This is a genomic window from Pseudarthrobacter phenanthrenivorans (assembly GCF_000813845.1).
GTDB lineage: Bacteria > Actinomycetota > Actinomycetes > Actinomycetales > Micrococcaceae > Arthrobacter > Arthrobacter phenanthrenivorans_B.
Map to the genome: position 1 here is coordinate 60,702 of NZ_JWTB01000031.1, position 21,236 is coordinate 81,937.

15 protein-coding genes are annotated in these 21,236 nt (G+C 66.3%); 9 read left to right on the forward strand and 6 right to left on the reverse strand.

Annotated features, from left to right (window positions below):
- The first annotated feature begins 23 nt into the window (after nt 1–23).
- Nucleotides 24–1,385, forward strand: coding sequence for a phosphoglucosamine mutase (gene glmM / locus RM50_RS15880; RefSeq protein ID WP_043454706.1), 1,362 nt, complete (start codon nt 24–26; stop codon nt 1,383–1,385).
- Here the strand turns inward: glmM and RM50_RS15885 are convergent.
- The 4 genes from RM50_RS15885 to coaA all read right to left on the reverse strand — a co-directional run bounded on the left by RM50_RS15885 (nt 1,375) and on the right by coaA (nt 4,938).
- The gene (locus RM50_RS15885) at nt 1,375–2,544 is read right to left on the reverse strand and encodes a hypothetical protein (RefSeq protein ID WP_043454708.1); all 1,170 of its coding nucleotides are present in this window, start codon (nt 2,542–2,544) and stop codon (nt 1,375–1,377) included. The genes glmM and RM50_RS15885 overlap by 11 nt on opposite strands.
- A 109-nt stretch (nt 2,545–2,653) precedes the next feature.
- Nucleotides 2,654–3,055 carry a large conductance mechanosensitive channel protein MscL gene (gene mscL / locus RM50_RS15890; RefSeq protein ID WP_043454711.1) on the reverse strand — a complete coding sequence of 134 codons (402 nt, stop codon included), beginning with the start codon at nt 3,053–3,055 and terminating at the stop codon, nt 2,654–2,656.
- A 24-nt stretch (nt 3,056–3,079) separates the two neighbouring features.
- Nucleotides 3,080–3,937 carry a M15 family metallopeptidase gene (locus RM50_RS15895; RefSeq protein WP_043454713.1) on the reverse strand — a complete coding sequence of 286 codons (858 nt, stop codon included), beginning with the start codon at nt 3,935–3,937 and terminating at the stop codon, nt 3,080–3,082.
- Nucleotides 3,938–3,942: 5 nt separating this feature from the next.
- Nucleotides 3,943–4,938, reverse strand: coding sequence for a type I pantothenate kinase (gene coaA, locus RM50_RS15900; RefSeq protein ID WP_205622285.1), 996 nt, complete (start codon nt 4,936–4,938; stop codon nt 3,943–3,945).
- A 117-nt stretch (nt 4,939–5,055) separates the two neighbouring features.
- Here coaA and glmS point away from each other — a divergent pair, with 117 nt between their 5' ends.
- From glmS to RM50_RS15940, 8 genes are all read left to right on the forward strand, one after another.
- The gene (glmS, locus tag RM50_RS15905) at nt 5,056–6,948 is read left to right on the forward strand and encodes a glutamine--fructose-6-phosphate transaminase (isomerizing) (RefSeq protein ID WP_043454719.1); all 1,893 of its coding nucleotides are present in this window, start codon (nt 5,056–5,058) and stop codon (nt 6,946–6,948) included.
- Between the two features lie 249 nt (nt 6,949–7,197).
- Entirely contained in the window at nt 7,198–7,545 is a 348-nt protein-coding gene (locus RM50_RS15910; RefSeq protein ID WP_013601780.1) for a holo-ACP synthase, read from the forward strand.
- 12 nt (nt 7,546–7,557) lie between these two features.
- Nucleotides 7,558–9,162 (forward strand): NAD(P)H-hydrate dehydratase, encoded by a 1,605-nt coding sequence (locus RM50_RS15915; protein WP_043454721.1) that lies wholly within the window; start codon nt 7,558–7,560, stop codon nt 9,160–9,162.
- A gap of 69 nt (nt 9,163–9,231) precedes the next feature.
- Nucleotides 9,232–11,472, forward strand: coding sequence for a glycogen debranching protein GlgX (glgX, locus tag RM50_RS15920; RefSeq protein WP_043454722.1), 2,241 nt, complete (start codon nt 9,232–9,234; stop codon nt 11,470–11,472).
- The gene (gene treY / locus RM50_RS15925) at nt 11,469–13,796 is read left to right on the forward strand and encodes a malto-oligosyltrehalose synthase (RefSeq protein WP_043454723.1); all 2,328 of its coding nucleotides are present in this window, start codon (nt 11,469–11,471) and stop codon (nt 13,794–13,796) included. The genes glgX and treY overlap by 4 nt, the downstream gene beginning before the upstream one ends.
- Nucleotides 13,793–15,562, forward strand: coding sequence for a malto-oligosyltrehalose trehalohydrolase (gene treZ, locus RM50_RS15930; protein WP_043454724.1), 1,770 nt, complete (start codon nt 13,793–13,795; stop codon nt 15,560–15,562). Before treY ends, treZ begins: the two co-directional genes overlap by 4 nt.
- Nucleotides 15,563–15,661: 99 nt before the next feature.
- On the forward strand, nt 15,662–16,702 hold the full coding sequence (gene mgrA / locus RM50_RS15935) for an L-glyceraldehyde 3-phosphate reductase (RefSeq protein WP_043454725.1): 1,041 nt from the start codon (nt 15,662–15,664) through the stop codon (nt 16,700–16,702).
- A gap of 167 nt (nt 16,703–16,869) precedes the next feature.
- On the forward strand, nt 16,870–17,955 hold the full coding sequence (locus tag RM50_RS15940) for an inositol-3-phosphate synthase (protein ID WP_043454726.1): 1,086 nt from the start codon (nt 16,870–16,872) through the stop codon (nt 17,953–17,955).
- A gap of 333 nt (nt 17,956–18,288) precedes the next feature.
- Here RM50_RS15940 and RM50_RS15945 read toward each other — a convergent pair whose 3' ends face one another.
- Both RM50_RS15945 and RM50_RS15950 read right to left on the reverse strand, forming a co-directional pair.
- Nucleotides 18,289–19,248 (reverse strand): DUF559 domain-containing protein, encoded by a 960-nt coding sequence (locus tag RM50_RS15945; protein ID WP_043454727.1) that lies wholly within the window; start codon nt 19,246–19,248, stop codon nt 18,289–18,291.
- A gap of 279 nt (nt 19,249–19,527) precedes the next feature.
- On the reverse strand, nt 19,528–21,204 hold the full coding sequence (locus RM50_RS15950; protein ID WP_043454728.1) for a formate--tetrahydrofolate ligase: 1,677 nt from the start codon (nt 21,202–21,204) through the stop codon (nt 19,528–19,530).
- Between the last annotated feature and the right edge of the window lie 32 nt (nt 21,205–21,236).

The following is a 21,236-nucleotide window of genomic DNA, read 5'->3' on the forward strand; positions in this document are numbered from 1 at the left end:
GCCCCATCCTCTACACTTGACCGGTGTCTAGATTATTTGGAACTGATGGTGTCCGGGGGCTGGCCAATGGTCTGCTGACAGCAGAGCTGGCCCTGCAGCTGGCCCAGGCGGCCGCCGTCGTGCTTGGTCATGACCGCAACTCCAACGGCTCCCGGCCCCGCGCTGTGCTGGCCCGTGACCCGCGCGCCAGCGGCGAGTTCATCGCCGCCGCCGTCGAGGCCGGCCTTTCCAGCTCCGGCATCGACGTCTATGACGCTGGGGTCCTGCCCACTCCCGCCGCCGCGTACCTGGTGGCGGACCTCGACGCCGACTTCGGCGTCATGATCTCCGCTTCCCACAACCCGGCGCCGGACAACGGCATCAAGTTCTTCGCCCGCGGCGGCCAGAAGCTGCCGGATGAGGTGGAGGACGCCATCGAGGCCCAGATGGGCAAGGAAGCCGTCCGCCCCACGGGCGCCGACGTCGGACGCATCCAGCGCTTCTCGGACGCCGAGGACCGCTACATCGTCCACCTGCTCCGCACCCTCCCACACCGGCTCGACGGGCTCACCGTGGTCCTCGACTGCGCCAACGGCGCCGCCAGCGGCTGCTCGCCCCAGCTCTTCAAGGACGCCGGCGCTGACGTCATCGTCATCGGCGCCGATCCGGACGGCCTGAACATCAATGACGGCGTCGGCTCCACCCACCTCGGCCCGCTCAAGGAAGCTGTGGTCAAGAACGGCGCCAACCTTGGCATCGCCCACGACGGCGACGCCGACCGCTGCCTCGCCGTGGACCACGAGGGCAACGAAGTGGACGGCGACCAGATCATGGCCATCCTGGCCATCGCCCTGCAAAAGTCTGGCAAGCTCAAGGACGACGTCCTGGTGGCCACCGTCATGAGCAACCTCGGCCTCAAGATCGCCCTCCGCAACGCCGGCATCACCATCGTGGAAACCGCCGTGGGGGACCGCTACGTCCTGGAAGGCATGCGCGACGGCGGCTACAACCTCGGTGGCGAACAGTCAGGCCACGTCATCTTCGCCGACCACGCGACCACCGGCGATGGCCTCCTCACCGGCCTCCAGCTCGCAGCGCAGGTAGCCCTGACCGGCAAGCCGCTCAAGGAGCTGGCCACCGTCATGACCAAACTCCCGCAGGTGCTGATCAACGTCAAGGGCGTGGACCGGAGCCGGGTGGGCAGCAGCGACGTCCTCGCCCAGGCCGTGGCGGCAGCGGAAGCGGCACTCGGGGAAACCGGCCGCGTCCTGCTCCGCCCCTCAGGTACCGAGCCTGTGGTCCGGGTAATGGTGGAAGCCGCGGACGAAGAGACCGCGCAGTCCATCGCCGAACACCTGGCCCAGGTGGTCCGGACCGAGCTCGCGCTGGAACTTGTTAGTGAATAGCGGAGCCCGGAAGTGTTTTGCCGCTGCCCCGCATAAGGGCTCGGTACATCAGGATGACGGCTACGGCTTGGAATGAGAATGCGATCGCAAGAGGCATCGCGTAGCTGTTCCTTGCAAAATACAAGAAGTAAACAAACGCTCCTGTTGTGGCCAGTAGGCAAGGAACTATGCGTAACCCTGCCCAGTTAAAGAGAAGCAACGACATCACTTCAGCCGCAAAGAAGTAACGGTCGTGCATTTGCGGGAGCAACAGTGGGCATACGGCTACGACCGTAATGCACATATAGAGGCGACGGACCAAAGTATCCGCACCGCGCCAATAGGCGGCCGTGGCAACGGCTAGGGCGAGCGCGCATAGTAGGATACCCCACCATCTTCCCTGAGCGGCATCCATTTCCGGGAACCAGGCAAAGATGTTGGCAGCCCCAGAAACCAATCGACCGTCCGTGGTTTGCCTTACATAGATAGTGAGCGTACTTTCCCAAGACCGCCCGAAGATTACAGGCGGCAAGCTGAGTGCTAACCAAACGCAGGTGGCCAGGAACGGACCTTTGAAGCCGCGACGGTTCCGAAGCGAGACCGCTGCCAACGCGGGTAGAAAAAACACTGACTGTAGCTTGAACGCGACTGCAACCCCCCACCATGACCAAGCACAGTTGTAGTTGTCCCGAAGCAGGCTTCGTGCCGACAACAAAAGGAACGCAGTGTAAATGGAATCGCACTGTCCCCACATCGCGGCATTGAGGAGAACCGTCGGGGCCAGCAGTGCTATGACCGCTATGGTTCGGGGTGCCAGCTGCGATGGGCCAAGCTGCTTTGCGAGCGCCGCTACCGCAAGGGCGAGTAGGACATCGCCCCCAACGGATACAGCCTTTATTGCGAAGAGGGGCTCAACGGGCAAAAGGCTGACCAAGAACAAAAGGAACAAATACGGGAAGTTGTAATTCGAGAAGTCCCCCCCGAGCGCCCAGACACCGCGGTCGCGAAACTGCTCCATCCAAGGCAAGAGGAAAGTGGCCGCATCTTCGCTCTCATACGGCATAAGGAAGAGCCGTGCGACAAGGGCTACGACGACGAGCAGGAGCGTGACTAGCGGCGGAGTCCTCGGGCCCCGAAATATTGATGACGCTCCCGCTTGATTGGCGATCATTTCCCCCATTGCGCAATCATTTGGTGCGGAAAGAAGAAATGTCAATGGCATTTCCACAGCTAAACAAAAGTGGCCCGCCTCCAACAGGAGGCGGGCCACTGGCGGTTGAACAGGCGGCCTAAACGCGGTCCTTCAGCGCATCCCGGATCTCGGTCAGCAACGCAACCTGCGGATCCTCGGCGGCATCCTTCTTGACGTCCTTGTTGATCCCCAGCCGGCGGTTGCGGCGCTCGATCATCATGTTCATCGGCATCACCACCACGAAGTAGATGGCAGCCGCGATCAACAGGAAGTTCACCACCGCCGTCAGCAGCACCCCGAACTCGATGGCGTTCCCGTTCAGCTCCACGCGCGCAAAGCTGTCAAAGTTGGGTGCGCCCACCAGGCCGGAGACGAACGGCATGAGCACCTTGTTCACCAGCGCCGTGACGACGGCTCCGAAGGCAGTACCCATGACAACAGCCACGGCAAGGTCAACGACGTTGCCCTTCATGATGAAGTTCTTGAATCCACTAAGCATGGAAACCAACCTAGCGCACCCGTGTTACAGGTAGGTTGGCGCCGCTTCGAGGCCGAAGTATTCCTCCAGTGTGGCAATGCCGCGGTTCAGCATGTCCGTCGCGGCTTCCACGCCCACGAACCGCATGTGCCACGGCTCGTAGAAGTACCCCGTGATGGGGTGCAGCATCCACTGGTACCGCACCACGAACCCGAACCGGTGCCCGTTGGCCTTCGCCCATGCCGCCGACGGCTGGTCCGCGAAACACGGCTGGAAGCTGCAGGCGCCGCCGCCGTCCGCGATGTCGAACGCCCACCCCGTCTGGTGCTCCGAATGGCCCGGGCGCGCGCTGGCCGTGTCGGCGTCGGCCTGCCCGCGGGCCGCGACGTACCCGTTGTAGGTGGTCACCTGGGTGGTGTACGAGCGGTAGCCGCTGGCCAGGACGATCTCCACGCCGTCCCGCGCCGCCGCAGCGAACATCGCCTCGGCGGCGGCCGCCGTCGTGCTGTTCAGCAGGGCAGCCTCGCCGGCCGCGGAAATGGCGACGGCGGGGCGCACCAAATCGGCCGGCACATAGTCGGCCGGCTTCAGCGGCCGGTGCTTGTTCACGATGACCCACTGGCTGGCCGGGTCGTCAAGCGAAAACTGCCGCGCCAGGGTTGCCGACGGGGACGGTGTGGGGGACGGCGGCTCAGGCGGCTGGCCCACCGTGGCCGCTTCCGCCGTCGGGCCTGCTGGGACGGTGGCGGCTGCGGGGGAGGGGGACGCGGAAGGAGCAGCGGACGACGGCGCCACGGCCTTGGGTGCCTCCGGCGTGCAGCCAGCCAGGACAGTCAGCCCGGCCCCCGCTGCAAGGAAGCGGCCGAAGCTGCGCCGGCTCGGGGAACCGCAGTGGTAGCACACCTGTGCTACACCTTCCGGAGCAGCATGCGGCGGATGGAATGGTCGGCCTCTTTGGTCAGCACCAGCTGCGCCCGGCCCCGGGTGGGCAGCACATTCTCCTCCAGGTTGGGCTCATTGATCCGCTTCCAGATGTCCCGTGCGGTGCTCTCCGCCTCCTCATCCGAGAGGGTGGCGTAGCGGTGGAAGTAGGACTCCGGCTGCGCGAACGCCGTGCTCCGCAGCTTCCGGAACCGATCCACGTACCACTCCTCGATGTAGGAGGTCTTGGCGTCGACGTAGATGGAGAAGTCGAAGAAGTCACTCAGCGCCAGGCCCTGCCTGCCGTCATGCCGCGGCCGCGCCGGGGCCAGCACGTTCAGGCCCTCCACGATCAGCACGTCCGGGCGGCGGACCACCACTTCCTTGCCGGGCACGATGTCGTAGGTGACGTGGGAGTACCACGGTGCGCGCACTTCCTCGGCGCCGCCCTTGATCTCGCTCACGAAACGCAGCAGAGCCCGGCGATCGTAGGACTCAGGGAAACCCTTCCGGTCCAGCAGCTGCCGCCGCTTCAGCTCGGCCAGCGGATAGAGGAAACCATCCGTGGTGATGAGCTCCACATTGGGGGTGCCCGGCCAGCGGCGGAGCATTTCGCGCAGGACACGGGCGATGGTGGACTTGCCCACCGCAACTGACCCGGCGACGCCGATTACGAACGGGGTGCGCTGGGTCTGCTCGCCCAGGAACGTGGTGGTGGCCGCATGCAGCTGCCCGGCCGCCTCGACGTACAGGTGCAGGAGCCGGGACAGCGGCAGGTAGACATCCCTGACTTCCTTGATGTCCAAGGGGTCGCCAAGCCCGCGAAGGCGCAGCACATCCTCTTCATTAAGGGGCTGTTCCATCTGGGCTGCGAGCCGGGACCAGGTATGCCGGTCCAGCTCCACGAACGGCGAGGCACCCTCCCCGTTCGCTTCATTGCGTTGCGAAGTCACGCTAAAGATTCTGCCCCGCTCCCGGCACATCGCGAAATGACGCCCCTGCTCAGCGCGGCGGCACCCGTCACGGACGCCCCGCCGGCAGCCCCACACGCCGGCCGGCCGGTTTAGAGCAACCGGCCCGCTGCCGATAGTCTTGTGGCTATGTGTGGAATCGTGGGATACGTAGGCCGTTCGACTGACGGTGCAATTAACGGTCACAGTGCGCTGGACGTTGTCCTTGAGGGACTGCGCCGCCTGGAGTACCGCGGTTATGACTCTGCCGGTGTGGCCGTGGTGTCCCAGGGGACCATCGAGTCGCGGAAGAAGTCCGGGAAGCTGAGCAACCTGATTGGCGAGCTCGAGGCGCGCCCGCTTCCTGAGGCAGTGACCGGCATCGGCCACACCCGCTGGGCCACGCACGGCGGCCCGACGGACCGCAACGCCCACCCGCACCTGGCCGACGGCGGCAAGCTCGCCGTGATCCACAACGGCATCATTGAAAACTTCGCCGAGCTCAAGCTTGAGCTGCTGGAAAAGGGCGTGACCTTCCTGTCCGAGACGGACACCGAAGTTGCTGCCGCGCTGCTGGCCGACATCCTGCGGAACAAGCTGGGCGGTGACCCGGCCAACGGCGGCCTGACCCACGCGATGGAGCTGGCCTGCCAGCGCCTCGAGGGCGCCTTCACGCTCCTGGCCGTGCACGCGGACCAGCCCGACGTCGTCGTGGCCGCCCGCCGCAACTCCCCGCTGGTGGTGGGCCTGGGCGAGGGCGAGAACTTCCTGGGCTCGGACGTCTCCGGGTTCATCGACTACACCCGCCGCGCCGTGGAGCTGGGCCAGGACCAGATCGTCACCATCACCGCGGACTCGGTGGAGATCACCGATTTCTACGGCAACCCGGCCCAGGGCAAGGAATACCACGTTGACTGGGACCCGGCCTCGGCGGAAAAGGGCGGCTTCTCCTCCTTCATGGAGAAGGAAATCCATGACCAGCCCGACGCCGTGGCGCAGACCCTGCTGGGCCGCTCGGACATCAAGGGCAAGCTGACCCTGGATGAGCTGCGGATCGACCCGGAGCTGCTGAAGCAGGTTAACAAGATCATCGTGCTGGCCTGCGGCACGGCCGCCTACGCCGGCATGGTGGCCAAGTACGCCATCGAGAACTGGTGCCGCATCCCCACGGAGGTGGAGCTGGCGCACGAGTTCCGCTACCGCGACCCGATCCTGGACGAGAAGACCCTGGTGGTGTCCATCAGCCAGTCCGGCGAGACCATGGACACCCTGATGGCAGTCCGGTACGCCCGCGAGCAGGGCGCCAAGACCATCTCCATCTGCAACACCAACGGCTCCACCATCCCGCGTGAATCCGACGCCGTGCTCTACACGCACGCCGGCCCGGAAATCGCGGTGGCGTCCACCAAGGCGTTCCTGGCCCAGATCACCGCCGCGTACCTGCTGGGCCTATACCTGGCACAGCTGCGCGGGAACATCTTCTCCGGCCAGATCAAGGACGTCCTGGCGGACCTGAACAAGATCCCCGCCAAGATCCAGACCATCCTGGACAACGCCGGGCCGCTCCGCGAACTGGCCCGGTCCATGGCGGACGAAAAGTCCGTGCTGTTCCTGGGCCGGCACGTGGGCTTCCCCGTAGCCCTGGAAGGTGCGCTCAAGCTCAAGGAGATCGCGTACATCCACGCCGAAGGCTTTGCCGCCGGTGAGCTCAAGCACGGCCCCATCGCGCTGATCGACGAAGGCCAGCCGGTGTTCGTGGTGGTCCCGTCCCCACGCGGCCGCGACTCGCTGCACTCCAAGGTGGTCTCCAACATCCAGGAAGTCCGCGCCCGCGGCGCCCGGACCCTGGTCATCGCCGAGGAAGGCGACGAAGCCGTCAAGGCCTACGCCGAGTACGTCTTCTACGTCCCGGAAACCCCCACCCTGCTCATGCCCCTGCTGACCACCGTGCCGCTGCAGATCTTCGCCGCGGAACTGGCAGCAGCCAAGGGCTACGACGTGGACCAGCCCCGCAACCTCGCCAAGAGCGTCACCGTCGAGTAGCTAGTCAGGCATTGACAAAGGAAGCCCCGGGCCATGCAGGCCCGGGGCTTCTGCTTTAACTTTGGAGCCGAACGCGATTGCGTAACTTTTGGCACGCCTCGGCCACGAAGCCCCGGAATGTCAGGGTGCGCGTCGGGTGCCCTGTCCAAAAGACACGCCTTTGCGCTGATGGCGGACAACGGCAAGATCCGCCTGAAACCGGGGTGGAAGCCCCCTTGTAGCCGGAAGCCCCACCGTAGAATGAACCGCATGATCGTTGGCATCGGGGTAGACGTAGTAGACATCGAGCGGTTCGGCCGCCAGCTGGAGCGGACGCCGGGCCTGAGGGACCGGCTCTTCGTGCCCGCGGAACGGGAACTGAATACCCGCTCCCTGGCTGCCCGCTTTGCCGCCAAGGAAGCCGTGGCCAAGGTGCTGGGTGCCCCCGCCGGCATGAACTGGCAGGACTGCTGGATCGGCCTGGACCACAACGGGCCCACCGTCCAGGTCAAGGGGACGGTCCTTGCGGTTGCAGAGGCCAAGGGCGTCAAGCGGTGGCACCTGTCCATCAGCCACGACGGCGGCATCGCCACCGCCACGGTCCTGGCCGAAGGCTGACCCGGCGGCCGCATGATCAGCGCCTACACCGGAACGCAGGTCCGCACAGCCGAAGAACCGCTCCTCGCCGACGGGCTCGGGGACGTGCTCATGCAGCGCGCCGCGCACGGGCTGGCCACCGCCGTCGTCCATGAACTCACTGCCCGCGGAACCCGTCTGAACGGTGCCCGCGTGGTGGTGCTGGCCGGCAAGGGCAACAACGGCGGCGACGGCCTGTACGCGGGCGCCTTCCTCGCTGGCCGCGGCATGCGTACGACGGCGGTACTCACCGGCGATGCCGCCCATCCGGCCGGCCTGGCCGCATTTGAGCGGGCCGGCGGGCGGGTCCACAGGCTCACGGACGCGGCACGTCCGGAACTAGTGGCGGAAACGGCCCGGGCCGACGTCGTCATTGACGCCGTGCTGGGGACCGGTGCCAAGGGCGGGCTGCGGGGGAGTGCCGCCGGCCTGGTCGAGGCGGTGAGCGACGCGGACAGGCGCGGCGTGGTGGTGGCCTGCGACCTTCCCAGCGGCGTCGATGCCGATACGGGCGAGGCCAGCGCCCCGGTCCTGCCCGCTGACGTGACCGTCACGTTTGGTGGAGCGAAAGCCGGGCTTCTGGCCGACCCCGGCGCGGACTACGCCGGGCGGGTCCTGGTGGTGCCGATCGGGATCGAGGAGCACCTGCCGCAGGCGCCGCTGCACCTGCCGCAGGCGCCGCTGCACCGGCTGGAGGACGCCGACCTGGCGCACCTCCTGCCGCACCCTCAACGGCGGGCGCAAAAATACTCCCGCGGCGTGCTGGGCGTTGTGGCCGGATCCGAGGACTACCCGGGCGCGGCCGTCCTGGCCTGCCGTGGCGCGCTCGCCGCCGGAGTCGGCATGGTCCGGTACCTGGGCCCGTCCTCCGTGGCAGACCTGGTCCGGCAGTCCTGCCCCGAGGTGGTCTGCAGCACGGGAAGAGTGGCCGACAACCGGGTCCAGGCCTGGCTGGTGGGCTCCGGCATGGGACCGCAGGACCACGAACAGCTGGCCCGCGCACGGGATGCCATTGATTCCGGCCTTCCGGTGGTGGCCGACGCCGGCGCGCTGCCGGCACTTCCCGACTCGCTGGCCCCGCACATGGTGCTGACGCCGCACGCCGGCGAGCTCGCGTCGCTCTTCCAGCGACTGGGCGGCGGCGAAGACCGGGAAGCCGTGGAAGCCGCCACGCTCGGCGCCGTCCGGCAGGCGGCCGCCCGCACCGGCGCAACCGTCCTCCTGAAGGGGGCCACCACCCTCGTGGCCGCGCCCTCGGGCAGCACGTTCAGCCAGGCGGACGGGACGCCGTGGCTCGCCACGGCCGGCAGCGGCGACGTCCTGGCCGGCGTCATCGGAGCGCTGCTCGCCCAGGCCGGGCCCGACGTCGGCCGCTTCAGTGAAGTGGGCATCGGCGAGGACGCGCGGTGGGCCGCCCTGGCCGCGCTGGGTGCCGCCTTGCATGGCCGGGCCGGGAGGGCGGCGTCGGAGGCAGTTTTTGGCGGGCCGATCGCCGCTGGCGGAATTGCGGATGCCCTACCCGAAGTTTGGGGTAAAGTCAGCATGCTTAGTAACTATGGAGCGCGGAAACGTAATAGTCACAGCCAACCACTACGGTAGGCATTAGTTCGCACCAGCAGCAGGGGCGTCCCGATGCCCTCTGCTGCTGACCAATAAATGAGGAGCACGATGGAAGTCTGGCCTGGAAATGCCTACCCGCTGGGAGCTACCTTTGACGGCACCGGCACCAACTTCGCCCTGTTCAGCGAGCGGGCCGAGCGTGTCGAACTCTGCCTCCTGGCCGATGACCTGACCGAAACCCGGATCGAATTGACCGAAGTGGACGGCTACGTGTGGCACTGCTACCTGCCGCACATCCAGCCCGGCCAGAAGTACGGCTACCGGGTCCACGGACCCTACGATCCCGCGAGCGGAAACCGTTTCAACCCGAACAAGCTGCTGATGGACCCCTACGCCAAAGCCATCCAGGGCCAGATCGACTGGGACCCGGCGCTGTTCTCGTACAACTTCGGCGATCCCGATTCCCGCAACGACGCCGATTCCGCACCGCACACCATGCACGGCGTGGTCATCAACCCCTTCTTTGAGTGGGACGGCGACCGCCAGCTGAAGATCCCTTACCACGAGTCCGTGATCTACGAAGCCCACGTCAAGGGCCTCACCGAGCTGCACCCCGAGATCCCCGAAGAGCAGCGCGGCACCTACGCCGGCGTGGCGCACCCGGCCGTCATCGAGCACCTGAAGAAGCTCGGCGTCACCGCCATCGAGCTCATGCCCGTCCACCAGTTCGTCAACGACGGCACCCTCGTGGACAAGGGCCTCAGCAACTACTGGGGCTACAACACCATTGGCTTCTTCGCCCCCCAGAACACCTACAGCGCCACCGGCGACGTGGGGCACCAGGTGCAGGAATTCAAGGCCATGGTCCGCGACCTCCACCGGGCCGGCATCGAGGTCATCCTCGACGTCGTCTACAACCACACCGCCGAAGGCAACCACCTCGGCCCCACGCTGTCCTTCAAGGGCATCGACAACCAGGCCTACTACCGCCTGGTGGACGGCGACCTCAAGCACTACATGGACTACACCGGCACCGGCAACTCCCTGAACGTCCGGCACCCGCACTCGCTGCAGCTGCTCATGGATTCCCTGCGCTACTGGGTCACCGAGATGCACGTGGACGGTTTCCGCTTCGACCTCGCCTCCACGCTGGCCCGCGAGTTCTACGACGTGGACAAGCTCTCCACCTTCTTCGAACTCATCCAGCAGGACCCGGTAGTCTCGCAGGTCAAGCTCATCGCCGAGCCGTGGGACGTGGGTCCCGGCGGCTACCAGGTGGGCAACTTCCCGCCGCAATGGACCGAATGGAACGGAAAGTACCGCGACACCGTCCGGGACTTCTGGCGCGGCGAGCCCTCCACCCTGGGCGAATTCGCGTCCCGCCTGACCGGCTCTGCCGATCTTTACGAAAGCTCGGCCCGCCGTCCGGTGGCCTCCATCAACTTCGTCACCGCGCACGACGGCTTCACCATGCGGGACCTGGTCTCCTACAACGAAAAGCACAACGAGGCCAACGGCGAAGGCAACAACGACGGCGAATCGCACAACCGCTCCTGGAACTGCGGCGTGGAAGGCGAGACCGACGACGACAAGGTGCTGACCCTGCGCGCCCGCCAGCAGCGGAACTTCATCGCCACCCTGCTGCTCTCCCAGGGCGTGCCCATGCTGCTCCACGGCGACGAACTCGGCCGCACCCAGCAGGGCAACAACAACACCTACTGCCAGGACTCCGAGCTCAGCTGGATCCACTGGGAGGCCATGGACCAGCCGCTGGTGGAGTTCACGGCCTTTGTGAACAAGCTCCGGCACGACCACCCCACCTTCCGCCGCAGCCGCTTCTTCGACGGCCGCCCGGTACGCCGTGGCCAGGGCGAAAAGCTGCCGGACATCGTCTGGCTGAAGACCGACGGCACGGAAATGCTGCCCGAGGACTGGGGGAGCGGCTTCGGCCGGACCATCGGCGTCTTCTACAACGGCGACGGCATCCAGGAACAGGACGCACGCGGCCGGCGCATCACCGATGACAGCTTCATCATGGCCTTCAACGCCCACGACGACACGGTGGAGTTCTGCCTTCCGGACGAGGAATACTCGCAGTACTGGGAGGTCCTGATCGACACCGCCGCCCAGGCAGACGCATACGAGCCGCTCAAGGCGAAGGCCACCCTGACCCTGGACGCCAAGTCCATGGTGGTCCTGCGCGCCTACTCCGGCCCGGAAGCCGAAGTGGACACCTCCGCAGCCGCCTCCCTGGCATCGAGGGCGGAACACGAGGAAGCCCAGGAGGAGATGGTGGAAGCCCAGACCAAGGCAGCGGAAGCAAGCGAGGCAAGGGCCACCGAAGCATGAGGACGCCGGTCTCCACCTATCGGCTGCAGATCAGGAGCAGCTTCACCCTCTTCGACGCCGCCGCCACGGTTCCCTACCTGAAGGACCTTGGCGTGGACTGGGTGTACCTGTCACCCATCCTCACCGCGGAGCAGGGCTCGGACCACGGTTATGACGTGACCGATCCTTCCGCCGTGGATCCGGACCGGGGCGGGCCCGAAGGTTTGTTGGCCCTGTCCAAGGCAGCCCGCGAACACGGCATGGGCGTCCTCGTGGACATCGTTCCCAACCACGTGGGCGTTGCCACGCCGGCGCAGAACCCGTGGTGGTGGTCCCTGCTCAAGGAGGGCCGCGAATCACCCTACGCCGAAGCGTTCGACGTCGACTGGGACCTTGGCGGCGGAAAGGTCCGGCTTCCCATGCTGGGCTCGGACGCGGACCTGGACAAGCTGGAGGTCAAGGACGGCGAACTCCGCTACTACGAGCACCGGTTCCCGTTGGCCGAGGGCACGTACACCGACGGCGACTCCCCGCAGGACGTGCACAGCCGGCAGCACTACCAGCTGATGGACTGGCACCGGGCCGACGCCGAGTTGAACTACCGGCGCTTCTTCGCGGTCACCACCCTGGCCGGCATCCGGGTGGAAGTACCGTCCGTGTTTGAAGAGGCCCATGCCGAGGTGGGCCGCTGGTTTACCGAGGGGCTGGTTGACGGGCTCCGCGTGGACCACCCGGACGGCCTGGCCGATCCCGCAGGCTACCTCCGGTGGCTCAAGGACCTCAGCGGCGGCGCCTACGTGCTGGTGGAGAAGATCCTGGAACCCGGCGAAGTGCTGCCGCAGGACTTCGCCTGCGAAGGCACCACCGGATACGACGCGCTGGCGGACGTGGACCGGGTCTTTGTGGACCCCTCGGGGGAGCAGGCGCTGGACGCGCTGGACGCTTCGTTGCGGGGAGCCTCAGAGCCCGCCAACTACGCGGAGATGATCCGCGGCACCAAGCGCATGATCGCGGACGGCATCCTGCGGTCCGAGGTGCTGCGGCTGGCCCGGCTGGTTCCCGAATCCCGCGGGCTGTCCGTCGAGCAGGCAGCCGATGCCATCGCCGAGATCATCGCATCCTTCCCGGTCTACCGGTCGTACCTGCCCGTGGGTGCCGACGTCCTCAAAGAGGCGTGCGAGTCCGCCGCGGCGCACCGGCCGGACCTGGACGTGGCGGTGGGCACCCTCCTTCCGCTGCTGCTGGATCCCGCGAACCCCATCGCCATCCGGTTCCAGCAGACCTCCGGCATGGTCATGGCCAAGGGCGTGGAGGACACCGCGTTCTACCGCTACACCCGGCTGGGCACCCTGACCGAAGTCGGCGCCGAGCCCACCGAGTTCGCGGTGACCCCGGAGGAATTCCACCACCGGATGCAGCGGCGCCAGCAGGACCTGCCGCTGTCCATGACCACCCTGTCCACGCACGACACCAAACGCAGCGAGGACGCCCGGGCCCGGATCTCCGTCATCGCCGAGCTGCCGCAGGAATGGGCGGATACGTTGGAGACGCTGCGGGGCCTGGCGCCAATCCCGGACGGCCCCTACGAGAACCTGCTGTGGCAGGCCATCGTCGGAGCCTGGCCGGCCAGCCGGGAACGGCTGCAGGGGTACGCGGAAAAAGCGGCACGTGAGGCCGGCAACTCCACCAAGTGGACGGACCCCAACGAGGACTTCGAGGACAAGGTGAAGGCGGCCGTGGACGCCGTCTTCGACGACGCCCGGGTGACCAGGGTGGTTGAGGACTTCGTCTCCCGGATTGATGCATTCTCCGCCGCCAACTCGGTTTCGGCCAAGCTGGTGCAGCTGACCATGCCGGGCGTGCCGGACGTATACCAGGGCAGCGAGTTCTGGGAGCGTTCGCTGACGGACCCGGACAACCGGCGCCCCGTGGACTTCAACGCGCGGCGGGCCGAACTTGGCAAGCTCGACGCCGGCACGTTGCCGGATGCAGGCACGGAGGCCAGCAAGCTGCTGGTCACCTCCAGGGCGCTGCGGCTGCGGCGCGACCGGCCGGAGCTCTTCCAGGGATACGTGCCGGTGGACGCCACCGGTGCCGCCGCGGGCCACCTGCTCGCGTTCTCCCGCGGAACCGATGCCTCCTCCGGCGCCCTGACGCTGGCCACCCGGCTCCCCGCAGGACTGGACGCCGGCGGCGGCTGGCGGGACACCGCCGTCGACCTTCCCGTTGCCATGCGCGACGAACTGACCGGAGCCGCCTACGGCCCCGGCCGGGTTTCGCTGGCCGAGGTCCTGGGTACCTACCCCGTGGCCCTGCTGGTACCCGTGGATGGAGAAAACGCATGACCCTGGTCAACGCTGGACCCGAACGCTTCGACGTGTGGGCGCCGGATGCATCATCGGTGGTTCTGGTGGCCGACGGCCTGCAATACCCCATGCGGAAGAAGGAGACGGCGCCGGGCTCTGAAGGGTGGTGGACTGCACCGGACGCCCCCGCGGACGGCGACGTGGACTACGGCTACCTGCTGGACGCGGACACCAGGCCCGTCCCGGACCCGCGCTCCCGCCGCCTTCCCGCGGGGGTGCATGAACAGTCCCGCACCTACGATCCCGCCTCCTACGCCTGGCAGGATGCCGGCTGGCGCGGCAAGGAACTGCAGGGGTCGGTCATTTACGAACTCCACGTGGGAACCTTCACCCCCGAAGGCACCCTCGATGCTGCCGCCGGGAAGCTGGGCTACCTGATGGAGCTGGGCATCGACTTCGTGGAACTGCTGCCGGTCAACGGTTTCAACGGCACGCACAACTGGGGCTACGACGGCGTCCAGTGGTACACCGTGCATGAAGGCTACGGTGGACCTGCCGCCTACCAGCGGTTCGTCGACGCCGCCCACGCCGCAGGGCTGGGCGTCATCCAGGACGTGGTTTACAACCACCTGGGGCCCAGCGGGAACTACCTGCCCCGGTTCGGCCCGTACCTCAAGCAGGGCGATGCCAACACGTGGGGTGACTCGGTGAACCTGGACGGGCCCGGCTCCGACGTGGTCCGCGAGTACATCCTGGACAACGCCGCCCTCTGGCTGCGGGACTACCACGTGGACGGGCTCCGGCTCGACGCCGTCCACGCCCTGCGCGACGAGCGCGCGGTGCACATCCTGGAGGAGCTGGGTGCCCTGGGCGATGCCGTCTCGGCCGAAACCGGGCTGCCCAAGACGCTGATCGCGGAATCGGACCTCAACAATCCGCGCCTGATCTACCCCCGGGACGTTAACGGCTACGGCCTGGCCGGACAGTGGAGCGACGACTTCCACCATGCGGTGCACGTCAGCGTCAGCGGTGAAACCACCGGCTACTACTCGGACTTCGAGTCCCTGGGGGTCCTGGCCAAGGTGCTGAAGGACGGCTTCCTGCATGACGGCAGCTACTCCAGCTTCCGCGGCAGGCATCACGGCCGCCCCATCAACGCCTCCCTGGCGCACCCGGCGGCACTGGTGGTCTGCAACCAGAACCACGACCAGATCGGCAACCGCGCAACCGGAGACAGGCTCTCGCAGTCCCTGTCCTACGGGCAGCTGGCCGTGGCTGCCGTCCTCACCCTGACCGGGCCCTTTACGCCCATGTTGTTCATGGGCGAGGAGTACGGGGCCACCACCCCGTGGCAGTTCTTCACCTCCCATCCCGAACCGGAGCTCGGAAAGGCCACCGCGGAAGGGCGCATCAAGGAATTCGAGCGCATGGGGTGGGATCCCGCCGTCGTGCCCGACCCGCAGGACCCGGAGACCTTCCGCCGGTCCAAGCTGGACTGGTCCCAGGCCGCAACGGGCGACCACGCGCGGCTCCTGGAGCTGTACCGCTCGTTGACGGCCCTGCGGCGGGAGCACCCAGACCTGGCGGCGGGCGGCTTTGGCGAGACGGAGGTTTCGTTCGACGACGACGCCGGCTGGCTGCGGTTCCGGCGCGGATCCATCGAGGTGCTGCTCAACCTTTCGGACTCCAAGGTCCGGCTGGACGGGGCTGCCAGCACGGTCCTCCTGGCCACGGACGAAGGAACCGGTCTGGCCAGCGGCTCGCTGGACCTGGCGCCATGGAGTGCGGCGGTCCTGAAGCCCTAGGCAGGGGAGGTTACGCCGCGGGCAGGCCCGCGGCGTAACTTTTCTGCTGAGCGCTAACACGTGACGTGTAGCGTGGGTCACAGCTGGCAGGATTGACCCATGACTTATGCAGCAGCGGACAACCGCTACGAATCCATGCCCTACCGCCGGGTGGGCCGCAGCGGCCTGAAGCTTCCGGCCATCTCCCTGGGCCTGTGGCACAATTTCGGCGACGACAAGCGGTTCGAAGAGCAGCGCGACATCCTGCGGCGGGCTTTCGACCTTGGGGTCAACCACTTCGACCTTGCCAACAACTACGGCCCGCCGGACGGCTCCGCTGAAACCAATTTCGGCCGGCACCTGCGCGACGACTTCAAGCCCTACCGCGACGAACTGGTCATCTCCACCAAGGCCGGCTACTACATGTGGCCCGGCCCGTACGGTGAATGGGGATCCCGCAAGTACCTGATCTCCAGCCTGGACCAGTCGCTGCAGCGCATGGGCCTGGACTACGTGGACATCTTCTACAGCCACCGGCCCGACCCCGAAACGCCGATGGAAGAAACCATGGGCGCCCTGGACTACGCCGTCCGGTCCGGCAAGGCCCTGTACGCCGGCATCTCCTCCTACACCCCCGAGCAGACGCTCGAGGCGGCCCGCATCCTCAGGGAACTGGGCACGCCGCTGCTGATCCACCAGCCCAGCTACTCCATGCTCAACCGGTGGACAGAGGACGGCTCACCCAACCTGTACGAGGTCCTGGACCAGGTGGGTGCCGGCTCCATCGCCTTCTCGCCCCTGGCGCAGGGGATGCTCACCGACCGGTACCTCCATGGGATCCCCGCCGACTCCCGGGCCGCCAAGGCCCGTTTCCTCTCCGAGGAATCCATCACGGAGGAGAAGCTGGACCGGGTCCGCGGGCTGCGGAAGATTGCCGAAGGCCGCGGGCAGTCCCTGGCGCAGATGGCCATCGCCTGGATCCTGCGGGACCAGCCCAAGGGCTCACCCGTGACCTCAGCGTTGGTCGGTGCCTCCAGCGTCCGCCAGCTCGAAGACACCCTGTCCTCCATCAACAACCTTAGCTTCACCGATGAGGAGCTGACCGCCATTGATGAATTCGCGGTGGAGTCGGACATCAACCTCTGGAAGCAGAACGCCTGAGACTGAATGTTTCGTTACCCAACCGGCCGGGGCCGGGGGAACAATCCCCGGCCCCGGCCTGTTGGGTAGTATGAAAAGGCGCCGCGCGGCGCCGTGCCAGCCGGCCGCCGTCGTTATTCCTGCGAAGGCCCCTCCGGCGGGCGAACGTTTGTCCCCAAAGGAGTTCTGTGTCTTCACATCCGATCCGTGTTGCAATCGTTGGCGTGGGTAACTGCGCCGCCTCGCTGGTGCAGGGCGTCCAGTACTACAAGGACGCTGACCCGCAGTCCACTATTCCGGGCTTGATGCACGTTGAGTTTGGCCGCTACCACGTGGGTGACGTTGAGTTCGTCGCCGCGTTCGACGTTGATGGCAAGAAGGTCGGCGTTGACCTGGCTGATGCGATCCTGGCCAGCGAAAACAACACCATCAAGATCGCCGACGTCCCGCCCACCGGTGTCACGGTCCAGCGCGGCCACACCTTGGACGGGCTGGGCAAGTACTACCTCGAGACCATCGAGGAATCCACCGAAGAGCCCGTGGACGTGGTCCAGGCCCTGAAGGACGCCAAGGTTGACGTCCTGGTCTGCTACCTGCCGGTCGGGTCGCAGCAGGCCGCGGAGTTCTACGCCCAGGCAGCCATCGACGCCGGCGTGGCGTTCGTCAACGCGCTGCCCGTGTTCATCGCCGGGACCAAAGAGTGGGCTGACAAGTTCACTGCCGCAGGTGTTCCGATCGTGGGCGATGACATCAAGAGCCAGATCGGCGCCACCATCACGCACCGCGTCATGGCCAAGCTGTTCGAGGACCGCGGCGTGACCCTGGACCGGACGTACCAGCTGAATGTCGGCGGCAACATGGACTTCAAGAACATGCTGGAGCGGGACCGGCTGGAGTCCAAGAAGATTTCCAAGACCCAGGCCGTGACCTCCAACGTCGAGGCTGAACTCGCGGCGAAGGATGTCCACATTGGCCCGTCCGACTACGTGCAGTGGCTCGATGACCGCAAGTGGGCGTTCGTGCGCCTGGAGGGCCGGAACTTCGGTGACGCCCCGGTGTCGCTGGAGTACAAGCTGGAGGTCTGGGACTCCCCGAACTCCGCAGGTGTGATCATCGATGCTATCCGTGCGGCCAAGATCGGCCTGGACCGCGGCATCGGCGGCCCGCTGCTGTCGGCGTCGAGCTACTTCATGAAGTCCCCGCCGGAGCAGTTCAACGACGACCTCGCCCGCGAAAAGGTCGAAGCCTTCATCCGCGGCGACCTGGACCGCTAACCGCGTCCTCCTTGCCTGAACGCTCCCTCGCCCTCACCGGGTGGGGGAGCGTCCTGCGTTAACACGCTCCATCACTTTTTGCCGGCTTTTTCGCGACGCGCCATCACTTTTTGCCGGCTTTTCCGGGACGCGCCATCACTTTTTGCCGGCTTTTCCGCGACGCGCCATCACTTCCTGCGTTTTCTCCCGAAACGCGCCATCACTTTTTGCCGGCTTTTCCGCGACGCGCCATCACTTCCTGCGTATTCTCCCGACACGCGCCATCACTTCCCGTCCCCTCGGGAGCGTAAACGCGGCGGGCTGCGATTCTGGAGATAGCGGTGGGGTTTTGTTTCACCCGCTTCCGGCAAAACCGGCCGAGTAGGAATGGTCACTCCACGCCGTGCGAAGGTGCCGTTTGATTGCCGCTACAGCTCGTCGGAAACCGTCCGTGGCATCGTCCTTGGTGAATACCAGAACCGTCCACCCGGCCGACTCGAAGGCTTTGTCGCGCCGTCGATCACTCAATCGCTGGGCCTCAAGAAGATGGTGGCCGCCGTCGTACTGGACTGCAAGGCGCCGGTGACGGTAGCCCAAGTCGGCCGTAGGGGAAGCCGCATCATTCGGTCGAAGTGCTATTTGCAGGTCAGGTTCTGGCAAGTTCGCGTCAATCATGGCCAGCCGCAGCATCGATTCCGGTGCGGAATCAGCGCCGACCCGCATCAGCTCCAAGGCTTCCCGTGCACGCACGACCCCCTGAAGATTGGGGTGCCGGCCGACTAAAGCGCTGAGACCCTCCAATGTGTCAAAGGGCTGTGACCTGGCTTCAAACTCCGCTCGAGGGATGCGAATGATTTGGTCTCCAAGGCAGACCAGCTCAGCCAGCGACAGCCGCCGTGCCAAGTCGAGCCAGGTTCGGGAACGGGTGGTGATGGGGATGCCGTCGACAGTTTCGATTTCGTCGGCACTGGCCATGACCTTATGGGCAATGACACCTTTCCGGCGAACCTGCGGCAAATGCTTTGGTTTGCTCATGTGCAGTTCAGTTGAATCCGACAGCCACGCGGGGAGCAGCTGACAGTGCAAACGTGCAGCCGTGACGTGTGAAATCCACGCGCCTGGCGAAACTTCGGAGAGGACCCGTGCCGCGGCTTCCAATTCGAAGTTCCAAGTCGACGGGCGGTACAACCGCCTGCTGACGTGGACCACGTCATCCTTCCGCAGCCGCTTCGCTGACACACCGGCAGTCACCGCCGAGTCGTATGTGAACGGACAGCTTGCCAGGTTCGACGGTAAATCAGCGCGCTTATGCATGCTGGCATTCTGGCGTAGAAGGCTAGACCACTGCAGGAGTTATCCACAGCAACCGCCCTCGATGGTTCCAAGGTGATGGCGCGTTGGTGAATTGGGGGTGGAAGGTGATGGCGGGTCGGTTTATTCGGGGTGGAAGGTGATGGCGCGTTGGTGAATTGGGGGCGGAATCTGATGGCGGGTTGGTGAATTGGGGGCGGAATCTGATGGCGGGTTGGTGAATTGGGGCGGAATCTGATGGGGGATTCTTGAATGGTAGGCAGGATGTGATGGGGCGTTGGGCTAGGTGAGGCCCACCGGGTTGCCGTCGGCGTCGACATCCATGCGCAGGGCCGCGGGAACCGCCGGGAGGCCGGGCATGGTCATCACCGCCCCCGTCAAGGCCACGATGAAGCCTGCACCGGTCTTTGGCAGGAGGTCGCGGACGTGGATGCTGAAGCCCTTGGGCGCCCCCAGCCGGGAGGCGTCGTCCGTGAACGAGTACTGCGTCTTGGCCATGCAGACCGGCAGCCCGGACCAGCCGTTGCGCTCGATATCGGCGAGCCGCTTCAGTGCCGGGACCGAGAAGTCCACGCCGTCCGCCCCGTAGATTTCCTGTGCAATGGTGCGGATCTTGTCCTCCACCGACAACCCCAGCGAGTAGAGGTGCCGGAAGCTGTTGGGCCCCGCCAGCACCTGCGCCACCAATGCTGCGAGTTCATCCCCACCGTCCCCGCCGCCGCCCCGTCCCCACACGTCGGCCACAGCAGCCGGCACGCCCTGGGCCGCGCACCAGGCGAGCAGCCAGTCGAGTTCCTCGGCCGAATCCGACGAGAACCTGTTGATGGCCACCACGGGTGTCACACCGAATTTCTCCACGTTGCGGACATGCCGGCGCAGGTTCTCCACGCCGGCTTCCAGGGCGGCAAGGTCCGGCCGGGTCAGTTCGCCCTTGGCCACCCCGCCCTGCATCTTCAGCGCCCGCACCGTCGCCACCACCACGACGGCGGAGGGAGCCAGGCCACCGACCCGGGCCTTGATGTCCATGAACTTCTCCGCGCCCAGGTCCGCCCCGAAGCCAGCCTCCGTGACCACGATGTCCGCCAGCCGCCGGGCCGTCTGGGTGGCAATCAGGGAGTTGCAGCCGTGGGCGATGTTGGCGAACGGGCCGCCGTGCACCAGTGCGGGGGTCCCGGCGATGGTCTGCACCAGGTTCGGCTTGATGGCTTCCTTCAGCAGCAGGGTCAGGGCGCCCTGCACACCCAGGTCGGCCACGGTGACGGGAACCCGGTCGAAGGTATAGCCGAAGGTAATCCGTCCCAGTCGCTCACGGAGGTCGGACAGGCCCGTGGCCAGGCAGAAGACGGCCATGATCTCGGACGCCACCGTAATGTCGAACCCGTCCTGCCGCGGAACTCCCTGGGAGGGTCCGCCCAGGCCGATCACCACTTCGCGCAGGGCACGGTCGTTCATGTCCAGCACCCGCTTGAAGGTCATCCGCCGCGGATCGATGTTCAGGGCGTTGCCCTGGTAGATGTGGTTGTCCACCAGCGCCATCAGCGCATTGTTGGCCGAGGTGATGGCATGGAAATCGCCGGTGAAGTGCAGGTTGATTTCGTCCATCGGCAGCACCTGTGAGTAGCCCCCGCCGGTGGCCCCGCCCTTCATCCCCAGGACCGGGCCCAAGGACGGCTCCCGCAAAGCGATCATCACCTTGTGGCCGGCGCGTGCCAGGGAATCCGCCAGCCCAACCGTGGTGGTCGACTTTCCCTCGCCCGCCGGAGTGGGGGACATGGCAGACACGAGCACTACTTTGCCCGCAGGCGGCGGGGCGTCCAGCCGGGCGGGGTCCACCTTGGCCTTGAACCGCCCATACGGCTCCAGCGCCTCCGGGTTGATCCCTGCGGCAGCCGCGATGTCGTTGATCGGCCGGATCCGGGCAGCCCGGGCTATCTGAAGATCAGAAGGGAGAGCAGACATCCTTGTCCTTTCCTGCACGGGCCAACGTCGGC